We start from the raw sequence: 18,632 nt of genomic DNA on the forward strand, positions 1-18,632 counted from the left end.
AAAACAGCTGATTAGCGGTTTTTTTCACTCTAATAACAAGGGTAAAAACAACTTTAACGACATACTTGTTTTGATTGACTGATTTTGCCGTTTTTACAAACAAATTTACCATCTTTTGAGCAGTGAGATACGCCGCCCATTTTGCCCGAACAAGGTGTATTCTTAGCCTGTGCTTGACTGATCGGAGCTGTGATAAAGACACAGGCAATTAGTGATAATATTATCGATTTCATATTTTTCTCTTATTGATGATTAAATGATATTCATGAAAAAACTGCATCCAGTGGATACAGTTTTTTCGATAGTCAGGCTATTTTTTATGGTTAAAATGACCTCTATTAAGCAGGTTTAAATTCCTGATTAAAGAACTCACGTGTGGCTTGCGTACAAGCCGTACTGACTAGACCGCCGTGATAGTTGCCCAATACAGCAACGCTTGCAGGTATGCCTTGCTGTGCTCCTGCATCTACTACGCGTTGAAGATTTTGAACAAAGTTACTTTGAACACTTGTTACCACAGAATTAATATTCCATTGGTTCATGGACGCCTGTCCAATAAGTTGAACATTAGAATTATCAGGACGATCATCAGCTGTCGTCGCATCAACATCTAATACTGTCACGTTAACGGTAAGCGCTGGATTTTGTGCGACACTCCCTTGAATAATAGCAGCCATTGAACTGGTATTTAGGTCATAAAAAACCGTTGGATCTTGATTACCACCACATAGCAGAGTTGGCATTTTTGGTACATATCCACGTAGATCATTGGCTTTTAAGGCTTTTCGTAAGTTGTTTTGTGGATTGGCTGCTAGTGATGCTCCTGTCATCGCGATTAGGCTATCAGGGTTCTGTAATGCATCTGCGACATAAGCGGTACGGAAGTCTGTTTTGATCAGATAATTATCATCCGCGAAGCCAATAGAAGCAAAGGGAACGGTAGGCGCTGGTAGAAGATCAAGCGTGGGATTGTTTTCAGGATCTTTTTCAAACAGCGCATTATCAGGCAGTTTATTAGCAGCGACCAACTCACCAAAGCTCAATAAACTTGGTAATTGTGTGTTTGCATAATTGGCAGTGAATATATCAGCAGTACTATTATAGACATTGCCATACGCATTTTGGAGACCAGATGCCAGTAGCGGTGCAAAACGCGATGCACCGATATTGACGTTACCCGAAAATATTGCATCACCAAACGCTGCCAGTGCATAAGGCCCTGATAAAGGTGCAATGGCAGTGACAGGCTCATCATTTTTCTCGAACATTCTTGCAGTTGCCATCGCCACATGCCCACCCTGAGAGTAACCACTGATGAATAACTTACCAGAGTCATCAAGGTTGGTGTAGTCAGGATCATTAGCGCGTTGTTGTCTTGCAATGATGGTACGGGCACTGTCTAACGCATCAGCCATGTCAGTGGCTTGTTGCTCAGCCACAAGGTATGGATGGTAATCAAGATCAGACTCATCGTAACCAGCATAGTTTGGTGCAACGACGATGTAGCCTTGAGCGGCAAAGTTGGCAGCGATTAATGTCGACTCACCAGCGGCTGGATTTTGAGGATTAGCGACTTGACTAAAATCGTAGCCTTTGTCCGTAGTTGTACCATGGGCATACAGCAAGATAGGTCGATCGCCTTGACAGTCAGCACTGTCGCCACTTGGTAGCATCAAAGCTGCTGTCGCGTTGGTACGCTCACCCGCGGCTCCTACTGTCGGATAGCTGACTTTTTCGATTTTGATATCGCATTTGGCATCAGGGGTTGCCGTACCATCAAGACCAAACTGGGTATTTATTTGCGCGGTGTTAAATGAGCTGATTGATTTAACTGACGTCGCAGAGTCAGAGCCTATGACAGCATCAAAGTCATTGTCATCGCCACAACCGACGAGTAGCAAGCTACTGGCAATAGCGACGGATAATAGGCAGCGCAGCATCACAGGCTTGCTCGTCGTAATGGATACTGATTGATGGGTACTGCTAGATGATTTGTCAGTTATAGCGGTAGTAGATTTAGATACGATCATGGTTGCTGTCCTTAGCGGTGGTAGATCAGACGTTTGCTGAGAGTCCTTGACAATAAAAAATTTCAGTATGGCAGACTCTTTTTATCGATTGGTTTTTATCGAATACAGTGAAGTATCAAATATTTTCAATAAAACTTACTCAATAATTGTTTCTTAAACCTTACTACTTATACCGTAAAATATTGTGAAAAGCTACTGGAAAACAGGTATTTAATGGCATCTTTAATGCTATGGTAAAGCTAGTATTGGCGTCAAACCTAGCTTAGCTTTTGTCTTTGTTGTACGATGTTCCAAAATACCACCCTAATACAGATAGCGCTTTATGCAAACCCATAGTGAAAGTACCAAAGAACATGACAACCAATCGGTTGATCTGACACAAACAATCGACGCATCAGGCGATATACGTGCCGATCGTAGCTTCGATGCGATTGCGGATCATTTTGAAAAAAAGGTCTACGGTGGCTTAAAAGGCGATATTCGATTGGCGGTGCTACGCCGTGATATCTTTGAATATAGCGCGCAAATGAGTGAAAGCCTTGGGCGACCTTTACGTATTTTGGATGTGGGTGCAGGGCTCGCACAGATTGCAATAGAGCTGGCAGCTCAAGGTCATACATTGGTCATCAATGACATCTCAGCCAATATGCTAGAAAAAGCGAAAGCGAGTGCCGCGCAGATAGACGAAAACCTCGATATCACATGGTATGTTTGCCCCTATCAGGAGCTGCCAGAAAAATTAGACAAAGAAAAGCATGAAAAGTTTGATTTAATCATGTGTCATGCGCTGCTTGAATGGTTGGCAGAGCCCGCTGCCGTGATGGACTTTTTTGATCAGCAATTAACGGATAATGGTGCGCTATCTTTATGCTTTTATAACCCAGTAAGCTTTGATTATCGCAACCTGATCATGGGGAATTTTAACTTACTCGATAATACAGAATACAAGGCGGACAACAAAAAAAGCCTCACGCCCAACCATCCTGTCGCCAAAGAAGAAGTTGAATCTTGGTTGACGGCGCATCATTATCAGACCATACGTACCAGTGGTCTGCGCGTATTTCATGATTATGCCCCGCTTAAGCGTGGTGGTCACAATGACCCAGAGGCCGTGATACGCATGGAGCTGCGCTACTCGCAATTAGAGCCGTATAAACGGTTGGGACGTTATTTGCACATATTGGCGACGCGATAAGCGTAAGTGCAAGCACCTGTTTTTTGGAGGGAGTTTTAATCAATATAATCGCAGCAGTGTAAAATAGGTATAAAGTAGATACAAGGCAGCCAAGCGTCAATAGCATACCGTGTGCATGTCGCGAGGTTAATTTCCTAATCCTTTATAAATGCTTTGATTATAACGACTATTCTGTCTCATCAACTCTCTCTGATCTATCATACTCTGACCAAGTCGTCGCATTGATGTCTTTTTCATCAAATACCACGACATGCTCTAGGATAGGTAAGATACCAATCTGCGATCCAATCTCATGATTATGGTGACTGGCGACTAAAGACAGTACCGTTTGCCCGTCGTCAAGTTGCAAGCGATATAAATAGTTGGCACCGCGAAATACGCGTCCAACGACTAAAGCGGTTTGTGTGCTCTCATCGTCATGAATGATATCATCAGGGCGCACCAACACCTTAATCGGTGTGCCGTTAGGATAATCATACTCGCAATACTGTGGGTACCCTGATTCATCATACACTTCCATACGCCGATAGATATCGCCTAATGCCGTCTCAACATGGCCTTCTTTGATGATGCCATCTATCATCGCGCCTTCGCCGACAAACTCGGCGACAAAAGGACTGATTGGCTCATGATATAGCTCGCTTGGGGTTGCCCACTGTACCAGCTTGCCTTTATGCATCACCCCCACTTTATCAGCCAGTGCAAAGGCTTCGTTTTGATCATGAGTGACCAATATTGCCGTGGTATTGGTGCGTTTAAGAATATCACGGACATTCATTGCCAATGATTCACGTAGCACCACATCTAGATTAGAAAACGGCTCATCGAGTAGTAATAGTTTTGGCTTTGGGGCTAATGCACGGGCTAATGCCACCCGCTGCTGTTGGCCACCTGACAGCTCATTTGGACGTTTGTCAGCATGCTCAGACAATTCAACCAGCTCTAGCATCTCAGCGACACGGGCTTTTTTGTCAGCAGCAGACCATTTATTCAGACCAAAAGCGATGTTTTTTGCCACGCTCAAATGCCCAAACAACGCATAGTCCTGAAACACCATACCCATACCGCGTTTGGCGGGTGCGACTGCATACGAGTTGCGGTCAGTTTTATCAGTAAGACATTGATTGTTTAAGAGAACCGTACCATCACGGCTTTGTTCCAGCCCTGCAATCGCTCTTAGTGCCGTGGTCTTGCCGCAGCCGCTATAACCCAAAAAGCAACCAATCTCGCCTTGCTTCAATTCCAATGACAAACCATTGACGATAATCGTATCGTCATAACCGACGATTAAATCTTGCACACTAAAATAAGGACTAGTAGCCGTAGCTGCCTCAGTATTTGTCTCAACATCTTGGCTAAAAGCACTACTTTTTTCTAAAGACTTACTAGGCTGGGCGGGCGACGTCTTAACTTGAGCAACTGGTAATTTTTTTATATGCTCCAGTCTTGCCTTCGCCTTTATTGACTTGGCATTGATTGATTTAGAGTCTGCTGAGCCTTTCATTGAATCAGTGTACATAGACGGTACCAGTTAGCTATTAGTAAATAAAACCCATAGATAAAACAGTGAAAACAATCATAAAATGGAGCGTTATCGGATAATGCAGATTCACTCTAAAAACACCTTAACCTTGCTTATCGCTTTGACGCAATAATATCCAAACAGGCAGCAGCCCAACCAGCACAATCAATAAACTTGGCAACGCAGCTCGTCCCCACATGCCTTCGCTGGTCATCTCAAACACCCGCACCGCCAGCGTATCCCAGCCTTGGCGACGCGTCATTAACGTAATCGGCATCTCTTTCATGACTTCAACAAACCCCATCAATAGTCCTGTCAATATTCCTGGACTAATGACAGGCAACATCACTTGCCGCCAGCGCTGGTAAGGACTGTCACTCAGTAATTTGGCAGCCGCTTCTTGATTGACCGTTAGTCGCTGTAGCTGTCGATCAACTGGCTGAAAACTCACCGTCATAAAACGCGTTGATAATGCCAATAGCATCACTATCACACTGCCTGATAATACTTGCTGCGTGGTAATCCCAAAGGCAATCATTTGGTTGTCTAGCCAAGCAATTGGGATAAAGATGCCCACTGCCAATACTGTACCCGGCACCACATAACCCAAATTTGCCAAAGTAGTCATGAGCTTGGTCAATTTATCAGGATACTGCCGCTTAATCCACGCAATAATAATCGCCAAAAAGGCAATAAAAATCGTGGTCATGCTAGCAATCATGAGGCTGTTGGTCACAAAATCAATATAGCGCGCATCGAAATCTTGGCGAAAATTCAATGCCGTCCAGTAGATAAGCTGCAAAAATGGGATTAAAAAAGCGCCAGCAAACACCAAGGTACACAGCAATGTCATACCCAATTTCGCGGGCGTGCTGGCATCAAAACGCTGACTACTACCTTGAGTCACATTATTGCCGCGCTTGGTTTGCCAATACTGCTCAAACAATACCACAATAAAGATCACACCGATGAGCAAAGCTGCCAATTGTGCCGCAGTGGTCAAACTAAAGAAGCCAAACCATGCTTTGTAAATAGCCGTGGTAAAGGTATCAACATTAAAGACTGACACGGCACCAAAGTCTGCCAAGGTTTCCATACTGGCAAGCAATAGTCCGCCAATAATCCACGGCAAGGCTTGTGGTAATGCCAACCGAAAAAACACGCGGCTACGGCTTAAGCCCAGCATTTGTCCTGCTTCAATCGCGCGCCTGCCTTGCGATAAGAACGCTTGACGCGCCAGCAAATAGACGTAGGGATAAAATGCTAGGGACAATACCAAACCTGCTCCCCAGACATTACGGATCGAAGGAATCGCTGTATCAAAGCCTAGGTCGCGCAAACCTGTTTGTAATGGTCCACTAAAATCAACAATACCAATGGTGACAAACGCCAATACATAGGCAGGTATCGCCAGCGGTAACATCAGCGCCCACGAAAAAAACCGCTGTCCAGGGAAGCGGTACATACTTGTTACCCAAGCAAGCGCTGTGCCAATAGTGCCAGACACGACCGTTACCATCAGCAATAAAATCGCGGTATTTTTAAGCACTTGCGGCAGCACATAATCTGCCATGTGCGTCCAGATATCAGCAATTGGCTGCGTCCAAGATAGCAACACAATCAAAATTGGCAAAAGCATAAACGACGAAATCAGTCCTAAGACTGATTTTGAGATAATACGTTTACGGACGGCGTGGTCTTGGCTGACAGTCTGCTTGCCATCAATATTATGATTATCCATATTGTTGGCATTAGCACTATCATTGACTGTATCGTTTTGACGTACAGACGCGTCTGGCGTTTTGATCATATCATTATTACCGTGTCATACGCATAAAGACCTTATAACATTATACCAAACTCAAAAATACGGCTAAAAACACTGTCTGCTTTGAACATAAACACTATCATTTAGCCTATCAAGCTTGATACTCGTGCTTGATAGGCATTGTCATTTTTGAGAAGGGTATGACTGTCAATACCTTATTTATAACCTGCTTTGTCCATCAACTGAATGGCTTGGGTTTGTAGCTCACCAAACTTTTGCACATTGATATCGTCTTTTTTGAATTCACCCCATGATCTGAGCATTTCTGACTCATCAACCCCTACTTTTACTGGGAATTCTTTGTCTGAGCTGGCATAAAGACCTTGCGCCTCATCAGAAGACAACCACTCTATCAGTTTAAGCGTCCCATCTGGATTGTCTGAACCTGCGACCACACCAGCACCTGAAATATTTACGTGTGTACCAGTCGTGCCTTGGTTTGCCCAAAATATTTTCACAGGGAAGTTAGGTTTTTCATCGAGCAGACGACCGTAGTAGTAACTGTTGGCAATGCCCACTTCACACTGACCAGCAGCGATGGCTTCTAGCATACTGGTATCATCACTGAACACGTCAGTAGCTAAGTTAGCGACCCAACCACGGACGATTTCTTCGGTTTTCTCTTCGCCTAAATGCTCCATCATACTGGCCACAAGCGACTGGTTATAGACCTTTTTAGAGGTACGTAGGCATAACTTGCCTTTCCATTTTGGATCGGCTAAATCTGCATAAGTAGACAATTGGTCGGCACTGACTTTACTTGGGTCATAAAAGATCGTACGAGCACGCAATGATAGCCCTGTCCACTGACCTTTTGGATCACGATATTTGGCAGGAACGTTGGTCTCTAACACAGTAGAGGATACTGGTTGTAACAAGCCTTGCTGAGCCGCTTGCCATAAGTTACCCGCATCAACCGTGAGCAGCATATCGGCTGGCGTGTTCTGACCTTCAGCTTGCAAACGCGCCATGAGCGGACCTGTACTATCTGTGACCAGCTCAATCTTCACACCTGTCTGTTCTGTATAACGGTCTAGCAATGGCTTAATCAGCTGCTCATTTCGCGAAGAATAAATAGTAATCGTTTGACCACCTTCACTCGTAGCACCATCATTAGCAGCTGGTTGCTCAGTAGCCGCCGCTGATGTCTCCGCCTCCACGCTCTCTTCTGTTGTAGATGAATTGCTACAACCAGCCAGTCCCAACATCATGCCAAATACGGCAACAGGCAAGATAAGCTTAGTAGAAGTTAGGTTAGCGCTAATGGCATTCAATGACATGGTTTTCCCCATAATGATGCTACGAAAAGGTGAGATAAATAGACGAGATGACAATAAGATAAGACGGCGCTAAAGACCTATAATAATAAGGTTCAATCACGCGATAATCTCTGAAACAACATACTAATAGAAATGATATTAATTATCAATACATTTGTTTAACTCAGAAATACACCGATAATTTGGCTCAATTGTCTCTTTTTAAGGACAAATTTATAGATCTTCATGGAGTAATGTATAGATTTTCTAAGTGATGGCATGTCTTAATTATCTTTCAATGATCTGCTGATTCACGACAGCAACCATTGACCTAAAATCACATTGACGGCGGCTTCTGTACGCAGGATGCGCGAGCCTATAGTCACTGCCGCGCAACATTGAGTGGCGAGCAGTGCTATTTCATAATCAATCCAGCCGCCCTCGCTACCGATACAAACCAGACTTGGCAATCCTAACGATGGCGGCTGTTGTAGATACTGTGTCAAGGATAGCTCACTATACGGGTGCGCCACGATGGCTCGATTGGTTACCAAACCTGCCAGCTCATCTTCCACGAATGGCTTGAAGCGTTTTTGTAAAGTGATACGAGGTGCTATGGTGTCAACCCCTTGTTGCAGCCCTTCTAATACAAACTCATCAAGGCGCTCAAGCATCGGACTTTGCCAATAGCTTTTTTGCGTGCGATAGCTATTGATTAAGATGATATCGCGCACACCAAGCGCGGTCATATCCATGATTAAGCGGCGTAGCACTTTAGGACGCGGTAGTGCCAATACAACGGTCAAATCTAACTTAGGTGGCGGCGAAGTGGTGAGCTGGATATCACGCAACTCAATAGCATCAGAGCGGATGCTCTCAATCACAGCAGTGCCCAAATGACCGCCCATTTGACCGATTTTCAGCGTATCACCAACTTTTGCTGTTAGCACTTTATTGACGTGATTTATTTGTGATAATTCATCAATATATGCCGCATCCGAAGAGAAGTTTTCAATGGGTAATAATAGACAATTCATAGCAGCTCTTGGCTTGGTTGTTGAATAGCATGCTGCTCGACAACCTCTTTAATCATGGTAAATTGGCGGGTCAGTACGGCTTGCTGTTGTCTCGTCATTCGCGCGCCAGCTTGCCCTGCTTGTGCCGCTACCTCAAGATCACTGAGCCAAGACACTAGCTGCTGATAAATGAGCGCTACCTCCTCTTTAGCGGCAGGCTTCTTACGAGAGGATTGTTGATTCGTATCATCATTAGTAGTAGCCGCACTAACAGTAACGGGACGATAGAAAACATTGTTTGGCTGATATAACGCGCCGACCTCCGCCAATTTATCCACCACGCTTTGGCAAGACTGCGTATAGCGTCCCATGAGTACAGGCGTTGCCACACTCGCTGGCTCAACGGGATTATGTCCACCGACATCTACTAACGAGCCGCCGACCAGTGCCACATCTGCCAACTTATACCACGTCATCAGCTCACCCATGCTATCAGCCAGATAGACTTGTGTGTCTACATGAATGCTATCTTCTGCACTACGCCGTGCCATTGTTAATTCGGACGCTTGAATGAGCGCTGCTACTTCATCAAAACGTTCAGGATGTCTAGGTACAATGATAAGCAGCGCATCAGCGAGCGCGGGATGAGACAATAGCTGTTGATGCAATGACAGTGCCGTCTCTTCTTCGCCACTATGGGTACTTGCGGCAACCCAAATCGGTCGACCAGCGATATTCATCTCTTTTGCTAATGTGGACTCTTTGGCCGATTCAGAATATTGGTTTGGTACGCTAGAATTTTCTGTATAGTTGTTTTCTATATCAGCCGCTTTATCTTCAATTTGAGGCGTATTAATCACCCATTTGAGTGAACCTGCGACACGAATTTGCGCGCTATTCGCACCCAATTGTCGAAAGCGTTTCGCTGAGTCGCTGTCTTGGGCGATAATCAAAGTCAGATTTTTCATCATGCTGGCACTGACCGCAGCAATTTTTTGATAACTTTTAAAAGAAGACGCTGACAGCCGACCGTTGACCAAGATACTGGGAATACGGTGTTCGGATAATTTGGTTAGGATATTTGCCCACAGTTCCGTTTCTACAAACAGAGCAGCGATGGGCTTGACATGCGCCAAAAAAGCCTCAATCACAGTTGGGCTGTCGACAGGTACGTAGCTATGGCTCATCCGACCTTGAGCAATATCATCGGCGAAACGGCTAGCACCGCGAGCAAAACCTGTCTGCGTGGTATTGGTTAGCCATATTTGATAGCCATCAGCCAATAATGTATCTAATAATGGCGCGACGGTATTGGTCTCGCCCAATGACACCGCATGACACCAAATAACGCCTTTATCAGTTTGCGCATTAGTCACTTTAGCCACTGGCCGCGGCGGATATTGTTTGCCAAAACGCTGCGCCACTTCTTGTTGATAGTTGTCGCGGTTGTGTGAGCGTTGCCAAACTTGGAGTCGATATAGCGGCTTAAGTAAGCCAATGGCGCACTGATAATACAAAGGCGCAGTATAAACAGTGCGGCTGGGCAACGATACTGGGTCAGTCGCTTCTAAAGCACAATCAGAGGATATAGGAGAAGATGGCATAAAGTTGCCCAGATTAGTAATGGCTTAAATAATATAGTCAATTCACTATAAAAGAGTGACGGCATTCACCTCTTTAAATTAAATCGACTATAGTAAGGTGACGGTAAAAAATGCGCCAATTCTACCTGAATTTAGCGATTAACAATACGCTTTACAGCGTGTTGCCATAAAATATTTTAGACAATAATTAGGATCAATATTGCCACTACGAGTATGGCGGCGAATAGCAGCTGATAGCGCTTCATGCTATGTTGCTCTTGTTTTTGTGTCGTTATCAGCGCTTGCGCCTGTTGCCATTGCCCTACTACGCTCGCCGCTTCCGCGTGTCCATTCTCCGCTGCTTGCTCTAGCCAATACTTGCCAGTATCTATATCTTGCGCCACGCCAACCCCTTGGTAATACATCTTGCTTAGTAGGCGCTGCGCACGACTGTCATTTTTGCTGGCTGCCTGCTTAACCCACTCAGCACCTGACGCTGTAGCAGCACCCTTATCAACCGCTAATCCTTCACCAAGTAACTCATACATTGCCAAATGTAGCATGGCAGCGCTATTACCCGCATGCGCCGCCTCTTGTAGTGTTAATAACGCTTGCTTTTTTGTCGTCAAATGACTCTCTGAAAAGCGCATTTGCGTGCGCGGCTGACTTTGCTTGGCAATATGCTGTTCTAACTGCTCTAGCACTTTATGGGCTTGCTGATATTCACTATTGCCAGCCGTTTGAATGACCTCTATGTTATCCAGCTCTACGAGTAGTTGCGTAAAAATCGCGGGCGTTGGCAATTCTTGAGGAGAAGACACTGACGATGGTAGTGGCTGCTCTAATACCGTATTTTCTGAGGTCGTATGAGGTTGCACTGTTTCTGATTTAGACAGCACAGGCTTAGTTTGGTTCTCTTGCTGAGACAGGTTCTGAGATTCTGGCACATCATGTGGCGTATGACTCAACCCTTCTTTTTCTAACGGTTCCTGACTATCAACCGTTTTAATGCGCTCTACACTAGCGCTTGTATTTGGTGTGCTGATATTAATGGCTGGTGTGATCGAATTAGCAACGTGATTGTCGTGCGCATGTGGCAACCTTGCGCTAACCGCTTGATACAGACCACTAGCCACTTGACCGCCTTGTACCGCCTTAAACGGCCGATCAATATGACCAAATAGACGCATCCCTATCGGCTCTATTGCAAAAAACAATGACGTAACGCTATTAGCATCAGCCGACTGACAATAGACAACCGCCAGATGTTGATAAAAATCATCGGTTGTAAGAGCCAGTTCAGGATAGCGCTTATGTAGCTCAAACTGTCCATACCAATGCGGCGTACTTTGCCATTGCTGTGCCAATACTCGCCCTGCATAAAACGCCAAAAATACCATAAAGTTACGATAGCGTTCATCGAGCAATAATGTCTCTTCATGCCATCGACCAGTTTTAACCATCTCACGGCGTATGTGCGACAGCAGCGTATCGACTCGCTGTAAGCTGGCCAATGACTCATCTAATATACAATCACGAAGCTCACTTTCGTAAGCAATGCCACCAGCGATAGGACGATCCGCTAGAAAGTCTTGCCAATAGCCTGCTGCAATATAGTCAAAGGGCGTTAGAGGTGATGCAGACGATGCATACATAGACAAGCGCATCCTTTATCGGGATAAATTAATAGTAATAAAAATAAGGTCATCATGGGACTAAACTGACATCAGTCGTTTACCTTACCCTAAAATCGAAAATGCTACAATAAAGGACTAAATAAGCGTACCACATTATCAAATAAACGCTCTGCACCATGGCGCTGTTGCCACTGCTCTAAACTCAAAAAACGGCAACTTTGTAAGTAGACTTCTTGACAATCAGCCACTTGAGCGACCATCTCTGGTGTATAAATGGCCAAGCTCACCTCCATATTTAGATAAAAACTGCGCATATCGATGTTTACAGTACCAAATAAACAATAATCATCATCGATAACCACTGTTTTGGTATGCAACAAACCACCCTTAAACAAGGCAATCGTCACGCCTGCCTCGAGCAGCTCTTGATAATAGGCTTGTGACGCATGCTGTACAAGAAACGAATCCACCTTTTCAGGGACAATCAGCGTCACCTCAACCCCGCGTTTGGCAGCGATCGTTAATGCTCCCGAGAGCGCCTCGTCAGGTACAAAATACGGTGTGGTAATGCGAATGCGTTTATTGGCGCGATGAATAACGGTCACCAATGTATTGTAAATCACATGGGCTGTCACTTGCGGTGCAGAGGGTATCAGCTGCGCCAGCACTCCTTCTACCATCGGCATCTTCGGTATCACAATCGATGTCGAGCCAATATTTGGTTGCTTATAATAGTCAATCTCACCAGCCAATACCTTTACCCGACTGTTTAAATCATTAATAGTTGGGTTCATCACATATAGTTTACGAGTATAGCCATTTACTCGCTGATTGAGCGCGTCTAGATTGTCATTGTTTTCCGCACCAATATCCGTGGCCACCACGATTGCCATGGCTGTCGTAATACTAATAGAGTGTTGACTAGTCGTGCGTATCGCCACATCAATCCACTGTCCAACGTTTTTATTTTGTTTAAAAAACCTCGGATCGACCAAGTTAAAGCTACCGATATAGCCAATGTGCTCATCAATCACCACAATCTTACGATGATTGCGCAAGTCAGAGCGCTTAAACAGGGTTTTAAATAAACCCACTGGTAGTGACTGATGGACAAAAACACCTGCTTTTTCTAAAGTACGATGCGCGCTACTATTAAAAAAACTAAAGCTGCCCACGCTATCGGCCAATATATGACACTCAACGCCACGCTGCGCTGCCGCTGACAGCGCCTCTATCACCTCTAGCACTTGTCCTTTAGGATAAACAATATAAAACTCCATCAAGATAATACTCTGAGCGGCATTGATATCTTCGATTAATCGCTGAAAAATAGTATGAGGATCTGTCAATAGCTGCATATTGTGATTAGGAAACACGCCCAGCCCCGTCCAGCGCGTGCCTATTTGACTGACACCGCGGTAGTTGGCTGGCAGCAGCTCTTGTCCCTGATCAAAAACCAAATTCTCACGCCGTGCCATATCATCCATCAATAAGCTTGCTTGGTCTACCCGTTGACGATAGCGCCGCCCTATCATCGGCTCACCCAATAGTATATAAGCGATAAAACCGAAAAGAGGCAAGGTATAGAGCACAGCAATCCAAGCAATAGACACACCGATATTGCGCTGTACCGACACAACACGTAGCGTCATTACTATCATGAGAACAATATGCAATACCAGACCCAAGCCTGCGAAGTCTCCCCAAGACCAGGTCGTAAAAGTTTGTTCAATAGTAGAATTTTCTATGCCCGCCTCCAACAATCAACATAAAATAAAGCATGAGTCGTAAAACACCCTCAATAGTATAGTAGTTTTTGACCATCAAACAATGACTAACCATAATAAGTTTTTAGGCAGCAACCTTAGAAAACACGTGCCTCAGACTACTATTAATAATAGCTGTCAGACAGTATTTTCAATTATTTTTCAAAATAGTTAAAAAACTGTTTGACAGCCATGTGTAAATCTATATAATACACACCCACAGCAGCAGAGCTTAGTGACAAACTTAGAGCTCAGTTGATGTTGAATAAATTGCTTAGCAATTGTTCGAAGGGTGATTAGCTCAGTTGGTAGAGCGTCTGCCTTACACGCAGAATGTCGGCGGTTCGAATCCGTCATCACCCACCACTATTTAGTATAGCGTTACTTTCAAGTAGTAGGCTAAGTGGTTAAATAAACTAAGTACGACCTAAGCAGCGGTAGTTCAGTTGGTTAGAATACCGGCCTGTCACGCCGGGGGTCGCGGGTTCGAGTCCCGTCCGCTGCGCCATATTTAAAACGAATTTAAACTCTCGAGTTTAAGCAAGTTTCGCCTCAAACATTAGATTGTTTGAGGTTTTTTTGTGTCTGCAATTCTCCTTAAAGCCTTTATCCGTAAGGGTTGGTTATTCTTTCTTTATCAACCCTTAAGAAGTAGTCCACTCTTTAATAATGTATTTTCTATAAGTCTGCATACATGCACTCTGCTTCTTGAAAATCGGTGACCAAGTGCTCGGTGACCAAACGGTGACCATTTTGTGACCAAGATTATTAAAAGTTGCTGATGGTAACTGATCCCCAAATTTTATGCTTATCGATAAGTTCAGGAGCTTAAAGGATCAGCCTCAAACTAAGTTTGAGGTAAAGACGGAAACCTTTCTACCCATTCACCGATAACCACTTTGTCAGTTTCAATACAAAATGGTATTGCCCACAACCTCAATTTTTCTCCTAAATGAAAACATTCCAAAGGTGTTTCGAACTGATGGTGTTTAGGATAAATAAGCATCATGTCTCCACTCCCATTCAAATATTTGTGACCATAAGCAAATAGCTGATAAATATCATCCTGTTCTATATCAAAATTCTTTTTATTTGAGTTTATTAACTTCCATTTGGTATCAAGTACATGGTAGTTTTTTCTTTCTTTACTGATTAATAGATCAGGCTTTAATTGAAAGCGCGATTTTAAACCTTTTTGGTCATTCACCATGTGCTTATTAGAAGCCTGTGTTGTTAGTTGCCAGGGCGACTTGATATCTCGTCGTAAGCATTTTGCCACATACTTCTCGAACAAAATTTCCATTGGGAATAACAATGCAATACCCCGATGCTCTCCCTTTTGAAAGTTTGGATTAAGCTTTTCAAGTATTAGTTGGCACCATGGCTTTATCGCTCGGTAGGATTGCAATATTTTGATGTCTGACCACTTATGCATTGAGTTTAGAGGCTCTCTAAGATTCGTTATAGGGTCTAAGATGTGTGAGAGCTCATTAGCCAGTTGCCAGTTCTCAGAACTCCTACAGTGCTGCTGTACGTAATCCAATGCTGTTTTGATTAGTTGGTTCTCAAGTCGATTTGGATGATAGACATCATGACGAATATGAAAAAGATGAGCTCGGCCAACCGTTTGCCTTTGTTGAACTGTAATATCAAGCTGGCCACGAATAAATCTACTTTCTTCTTCAATTCTTTGATAGTCAAATCTGAGCCCAGACGCTACCAGCTCCTTTAGCAAATATAAAAACTGGTAGTATATCCACTCATGAATAGGTAAGTTCATTCGATTGAGACTGGCAGATTGAGCCTCTTTATAGGATAGGTTTAATACGGAGCTTAGCATTTTGCATAAGACCTCTCTGCTCTTATCTGACTCTTGAGCACCTAATCCTGTCTTTGGTAGTATCTCAATACCTTCGCCGCAAGGACTTTCCAAATAACCTACATAAGATTGTAGCTCCAAGTATTGTGGACGCTTATAAGTAATAAACCGTCCATAGCTCTCTTTTTCACTTAATCCCACTAACCAATCAAATGTTTCTTGCTTGATAATAGCTAAATCTAAGCTAGGACATGCTGTCTTATCTGTAGTCAGCTGAGCATATTCTCTGACTTGAATCATGCTTCGCCATCCGAAGATTCAGGCTGAGTCTGATTTAGAATTTTCCTATAGGATTCAGGGTTGTTAAAAGCAGTCTCATTGATAAGGTAACGACGATCGTTTAGACCTTTAATACTACTATGGAATAACTCACTAACTTTTGGCAAAATACTTTCTGTTTGAATGAATTTTTCAGTGTGAAGTTTACTAGGATCATTCAACACCCAACTAATACGCTCCCAGTCTGAAAAGAAGTATTCTTGCAGTAACGGGATAATCCGTCTCTTAAAAATATTACCTAATTCAATTTCTTTTTCGGCATCTGAATCCAAGTCTTTCAAAGACCAGAAGTACGAATGACCTATGGTGTGTTCACGATCTAACAGCACTTCAATACGCTGATTTATTACTGTTAATATTTCAGATACAGCAATGCCATGAACTGTTATGCCATCTAAAAGTTCAGGCTTAGGTAATAGCTCAATAAAATCAAATCGTCGGCGTAATGCTAAATCTAGCTGTGCAAGAGATTTATCAGCGGTATTCATCGTTCCTAGCACGTAAAGATTTGAGGGGACTGAGAACGGTAATTTTGAATAAGGCAGTATAACTTCGCGCGCATCTGTACCACCTTTACGCTTATCAGGCTCAAGTAATGTAATAAGCTCACCGAAAATACGAGATATATTTCCGCGGTTGATCTCATCGATAATTAGTACGTGATTGTTTGAAGCTTTTGGCAAGTTACTTATAGACTGGCTATCTAGCGAGTAATCTTGATGCTCCAAACTTTTAGCTAAATCATCCCACGTAAATCTATTAATTTTATAACAAGTTTTCTGAGTTAAGTTTGTATTGTTATTTAAGGTATATATATCAAAATTAATATCTCGCAGAATCCAGTTTACCTTACGAGTATGGTGAAACTCTGCGAGCCCCTTGAAGCTTGTATCAAATATATAGTCTGACGTGACAATACCAACAGCTCGTACAGTTTTTTGATCCTTAAGGCAAAGTAACACATCTCCAATATTAATGTTTTCGGAAAAATCTTTAATAGAAGACCTATCGTTACTACCCATACCATTTAAATATTCTCTTTCCTGTTGACTACGCTCTGATAAATTAGCCTTTAAGTTACCCGTATATCCCCAACCTATACGAGCCTCATTATTATCAAAGCAATACTTACGTAGCTCTTTCTGATCTGAATCACCTAATGATATCTTCCAAAATTTTGGTTTTTCTGCTAATCCTTCTATTTTATTTCTAGTAACTATGTTGGCCGCACGGTCTGCAATCTGTTTGAATATCCCGTCTTCTATATCGTAGGAAATTTGCTTTGTGTCATCATCGGTTTTTGCTCTAATTCCCTCAACGAAGTCCTCGTAAGCAAAGCTTTGATGAAAGGTAGTAAAAGCTATACGCTGTTCTGATACGAGCTCATCGTACCTTTCTTTAATAACATTCCTCTGATCATCAGGATCTAAATCTTGTTCTTCCAGCTCAAAATACCATTCGGGATCTGCTAAGCTGACAGCTCGCCATGTGGTTGAGTAGGTTTTACCTGTACCTGGTGGTCCATATAGAATCTGATTAAGAGAACTATAATTAGAAATATTTGTGATTAACCTCTCATTTAATTCATCGTTGGAACTAGCCTCAATTGTCACTTTCTTTGGTTTAATGCCCAACTTATCACTATACAGAACTGACATAAACTGATGCGGGGTTATCTCTAAATCATGGTGTTTTTTGATAGATTGATATATATCAGTGAGCATTAATAAGCGTTGGATCACATTCTTATAAGGAGGTATTTCCGATTCTGGGAGACCGAACGCTTTCAGAAAATGTTTGATATGAACAGTAGAGGAAATAGGTAGGATAATGTTTGGATTGTATATAGATACTAAGCGAGCACGACGTCCCGCTCCCATAACACATCTAGGCTCTACACCTGCGCGATCATATACCTCATTATCTTCATCAATCCAAGTGATATCAGTGTTCACGTCAGCATCGATTATCACTTGATGTATATTAAGAACATAACTCAATGCATCATCGTCACTTAGGTCGCTCAAGCTTTGATGTTTATATAGTGTTCCATCTTTTTGTAGATAAAGTAGATGCCCTTTTGCCGTGCCCGGCATATAACGACCAAATATAGGCTGTAGACCGCGCTCTATCCATCGACAATAATTATCTGTGATAGATCCATGACCTAAGCAGTATTGCTCCTGAGTTAATTCAGTTATCTTATTTTTTGGAAACTTGCTTAAAAACTCTTCATAAAGCTCTTCAACACCTTCTGGTCTACTTGTAATCGCATCGTCTTGGCTTAACTCAATAATCTTCGATACTAAATCACTATCTATTTTTGTTGTATCCATACTGTTAGTTCCTCTAAAAAACTCAAAAATTACAATCAGAAAATGGTTTATAAAGCATTTAATCACAAATAAAAATTTTCTCGGCATTAACCCAGTGGGCGGTCGCTCAAATGTTTGAGATTATATAGATGCCACTAAAGGCATACACAAAGTAGGAGCGACACCATGAGTAAGTCTACACAAGCAAAGCCAACTTCGAACCAAGGCAACGGTGGGAATTGGCCAACTAAGAACGGTTCAAGCAATTCGTCAGGATCAAATCGCGGAAATGCAAAGCCTAAATAAATTCAAACATAATTAAT

12 protein-coding genes and 2 tRNA genes are annotated in these 18,632 nt (G+C 43.1%); 3 read left to right on the forward strand and 11 right to left on the reverse strand.

What is annotated here, in order from left to right; genetic code table 11:
* Window positions 1–53 precede the first annotated feature (53 nt).
* Together JMX95_RS01910 and JMX95_RS01915 are read right to left on the reverse strand one after the other, a co-directional pair.
* A complete protein-coding gene (locus JMX95_RS01910; RefSeq protein ID WP_193009516.1) occupies window positions 54–233 on the reverse strand; it encodes a hypothetical protein in 180 nt (59 codons plus the stop codon).
* Between the two features lie 105 nt (window positions 234–338).
* Entirely contained in the window at window positions 339–2,030 is a 1,692-nt protein-coding gene (locus JMX95_RS01915) for an alpha/beta hydrolase family protein (protein WP_201559886.1), read from the reverse strand.
* 322 nt (window positions 2,031–2,352) lie between these two features.
* Between JMX95_RS01915 and JMX95_RS01920 the strand changes: the two genes are divergently transcribed.
* Window positions 2,353–3,225, forward strand: a complete 873-nt coding sequence (locus JMX95_RS01920; protein WP_201559887.1) for a methyltransferase domain-containing protein — start codon at window positions 2,353–2,355, stop codon at window positions 3,223–3,225.
* Between the two features lie 166 nt (window positions 3,226–3,391).
* Here JMX95_RS01920 and JMX95_RS01925 read toward each other — a convergent pair whose 3' ends face one another.
* The 7 genes from JMX95_RS01925 to JMX95_RS01955 all read right to left on the reverse strand — a co-directional run bounded on the left by JMX95_RS01925 (window position 3,392) and on the right by JMX95_RS01955 (window position 13,830).
* On the reverse strand, window positions 3,392–4,744 hold the full coding sequence (locus JMX95_RS01925; RefSeq protein WP_201559888.1) for an ABC transporter ATP-binding protein: 1,353 nt from the start codon (window positions 4,742–4,744) through the stop codon (window positions 3,392–3,394).
* Between the two features lie 106 nt (window positions 4,745–4,850).
* A complete protein-coding gene (locus tag JMX95_RS01930; protein ID WP_201559889.1) occupies window positions 4,851–6,557 on the reverse strand; it encodes an ABC transporter permease in 1,707 nt (568 codons plus the stop codon).
* Window positions 6,558–6,730: 173 nt separating this feature from the next.
* Entirely contained in the window at window positions 6,731–7,855 is a 1,125-nt protein-coding gene (locus JMX95_RS01935) for an extracellular solute-binding protein (RefSeq protein ID WP_201559890.1), read from the reverse strand.
* A gap of 290 nt (window positions 7,856–8,145) precedes the next feature.
* Entirely contained in the window at window positions 8,146–8,871 is a 726-nt protein-coding gene (locus JMX95_RS01940) for a 16S rRNA (uracil(1498)-N(3))-methyltransferase (protein WP_201559891.1), read from the reverse strand.
* Window positions 8,868–10,454, reverse strand: coding sequence for a 3-deoxy-D-manno-octulosonic acid transferase (locus JMX95_RS01945; RefSeq protein ID WP_201559892.1), 1,587 nt, complete (start codon window positions 10,452–10,454; stop codon window positions 8,868–8,870). Before JMX95_RS01945 ends, JMX95_RS01940 begins: the two co-directional genes overlap by 4 nt.
* Before the next feature lie 176 nt (window positions 10,455–10,630).
* Window positions 10,631–12,088: a tetratricopeptide repeat protein gene (locus tag JMX95_RS01950; RefSeq protein WP_201559893.1), complete on the reverse strand. Its 1,458-nt coding sequence runs from the start codon at window positions 12,086–12,088 to the stop codon at window positions 10,631–10,633.
* Window positions 12,089–12,192: 104 nt separating this feature from the next.
* Window positions 12,193–13,830 carry a cardiolipin synthase gene (locus tag JMX95_RS01955; RefSeq protein WP_201559894.1) on the reverse strand — a complete coding sequence of 546 codons (1,638 nt, stop codon included), beginning with the start codon at window positions 13,828–13,830 and terminating at the stop codon, window positions 12,193–12,195.
* 296 nt (window positions 13,831–14,126) lie between these two features.
* On the opposite strand from JMX95_RS01955, the gene JMX95_RS01960 reads away from it, so the two are divergent.
* Window positions 14,127–14,202: transfer RNA gene (locus JMX95_RS01960), tRNA-Val, on the forward strand.
* A 65-nt stretch (window positions 14,203–14,267) separates the two neighbouring features.
* Window positions 14,268–14,344: transfer RNA gene (locus tag JMX95_RS01965), tRNA-Asp, on the forward strand.
* Window positions 14,345–14,683: 339 nt separating this feature from the next.
* Here the strand turns inward: JMX95_RS01965 and JMX95_RS01970 are convergent.
* Both JMX95_RS01970 and JMX95_RS01975 read right to left on the reverse strand, forming a co-directional pair.
* Window positions 14,684–15,955: an McrC family protein gene (locus JMX95_RS01970; protein ID WP_201559895.1), complete on the reverse strand. Its 1,272-nt coding sequence runs from the start codon at window positions 15,953–15,955 to the stop codon at window positions 14,684–14,686.
* Complete coding sequence (locus tag JMX95_RS01975; protein WP_227675930.1) at window positions 15,952–18,330, reverse strand: AAA family ATPase; 2,379 nt, start codon at window positions 18,328–18,330, stop codon at window positions 15,952–15,954. The genes JMX95_RS01970 and JMX95_RS01975 overlap by 4 nt, the downstream gene beginning before the upstream one ends.
* Between the last annotated feature and the right edge of the window lie 302 nt (window positions 18,331–18,632).

The sequence above is a fragment of the Psychrobacter sp. NC44 genome, assembly GCF_904846655.1.
Lineage (GTDB): Bacteria > Pseudomonadota > Gammaproteobacteria > Pseudomonadales > Moraxellaceae > Psychrobacter.

Bases quoted from the DNA above. Each gene is read 5' to 3' on its own strand.
- JMX95_RS01950 (WP_201559893.1), bottom strand. From the start codon at position 12,088: ATGTATGCATCGTCTGCATCACCTCTAACGCCCTTTGACTATATTGCA.
- JMX95_RS01970 (WP_201559895.1), bottom strand. From the start codon at position 15,955: ATGATTCAAGTCAGAGAATATGCTCAGCTGACTACAGATAAGACAGCA.
- JMX95_RS01920 (WP_201559887.1), top strand. From the start codon at position 2,353: ATGCAAACCCATAGTGAAAGTACCAAAGAACATGACAACCAATCGGTT.
- JMX95_RS01935 (WP_201559890.1), bottom strand. From the start codon at position 7,855: ATGTCATTGAATGCCATTAGCGCTAACCTAACTTCTACTAAGCTTATC.
- JMX95_RS01925 (WP_201559888.1), bottom strand. From the start codon at position 4,744: ATGTACACTGATTCAATGAAAGGCTCAGCAGACTCTAAATCAATCAAT.
- JMX95_RS01915 (WP_201559886.1), bottom strand. From the start codon at position 2,030: ATGATCGTATCTAAATCTACTACCGCTATAACTGACAAATCATCTAGC.
- JMX95_RS01945 (WP_201559892.1), bottom strand. From the start codon at position 10,454: ATGCCATCTTCTCCTATATCCTCTGATTGTGCTTTAGAAGCGACTGAC.
- JMX95_RS01910 (WP_193009516.1), bottom strand. From the start codon at position 233: ATGAAATCGATAATATTATCACTAATTGCCTGTGTCTTTATCACAGCT.
- JMX95_RS01975 (WP_227675930.1), bottom strand. From the start codon at position 18,330: ATGGATACAACAAAAATAGATAGTGATTTAGTATCGAAGATTATTGAG.
- JMX95_RS01940 (WP_201559891.1), bottom strand. From the start codon at position 8,871: ATGAATTGTCTATTATTACCCATTGAAAACTTCTCTTCGGATGCGGCA.
- JMX95_RS01930 (WP_201559889.1), bottom strand. From the start codon at position 6,557: ATGATCAAAACGCCAGACGCGTCTGTACGTCAAAACGATACAGTCAAT.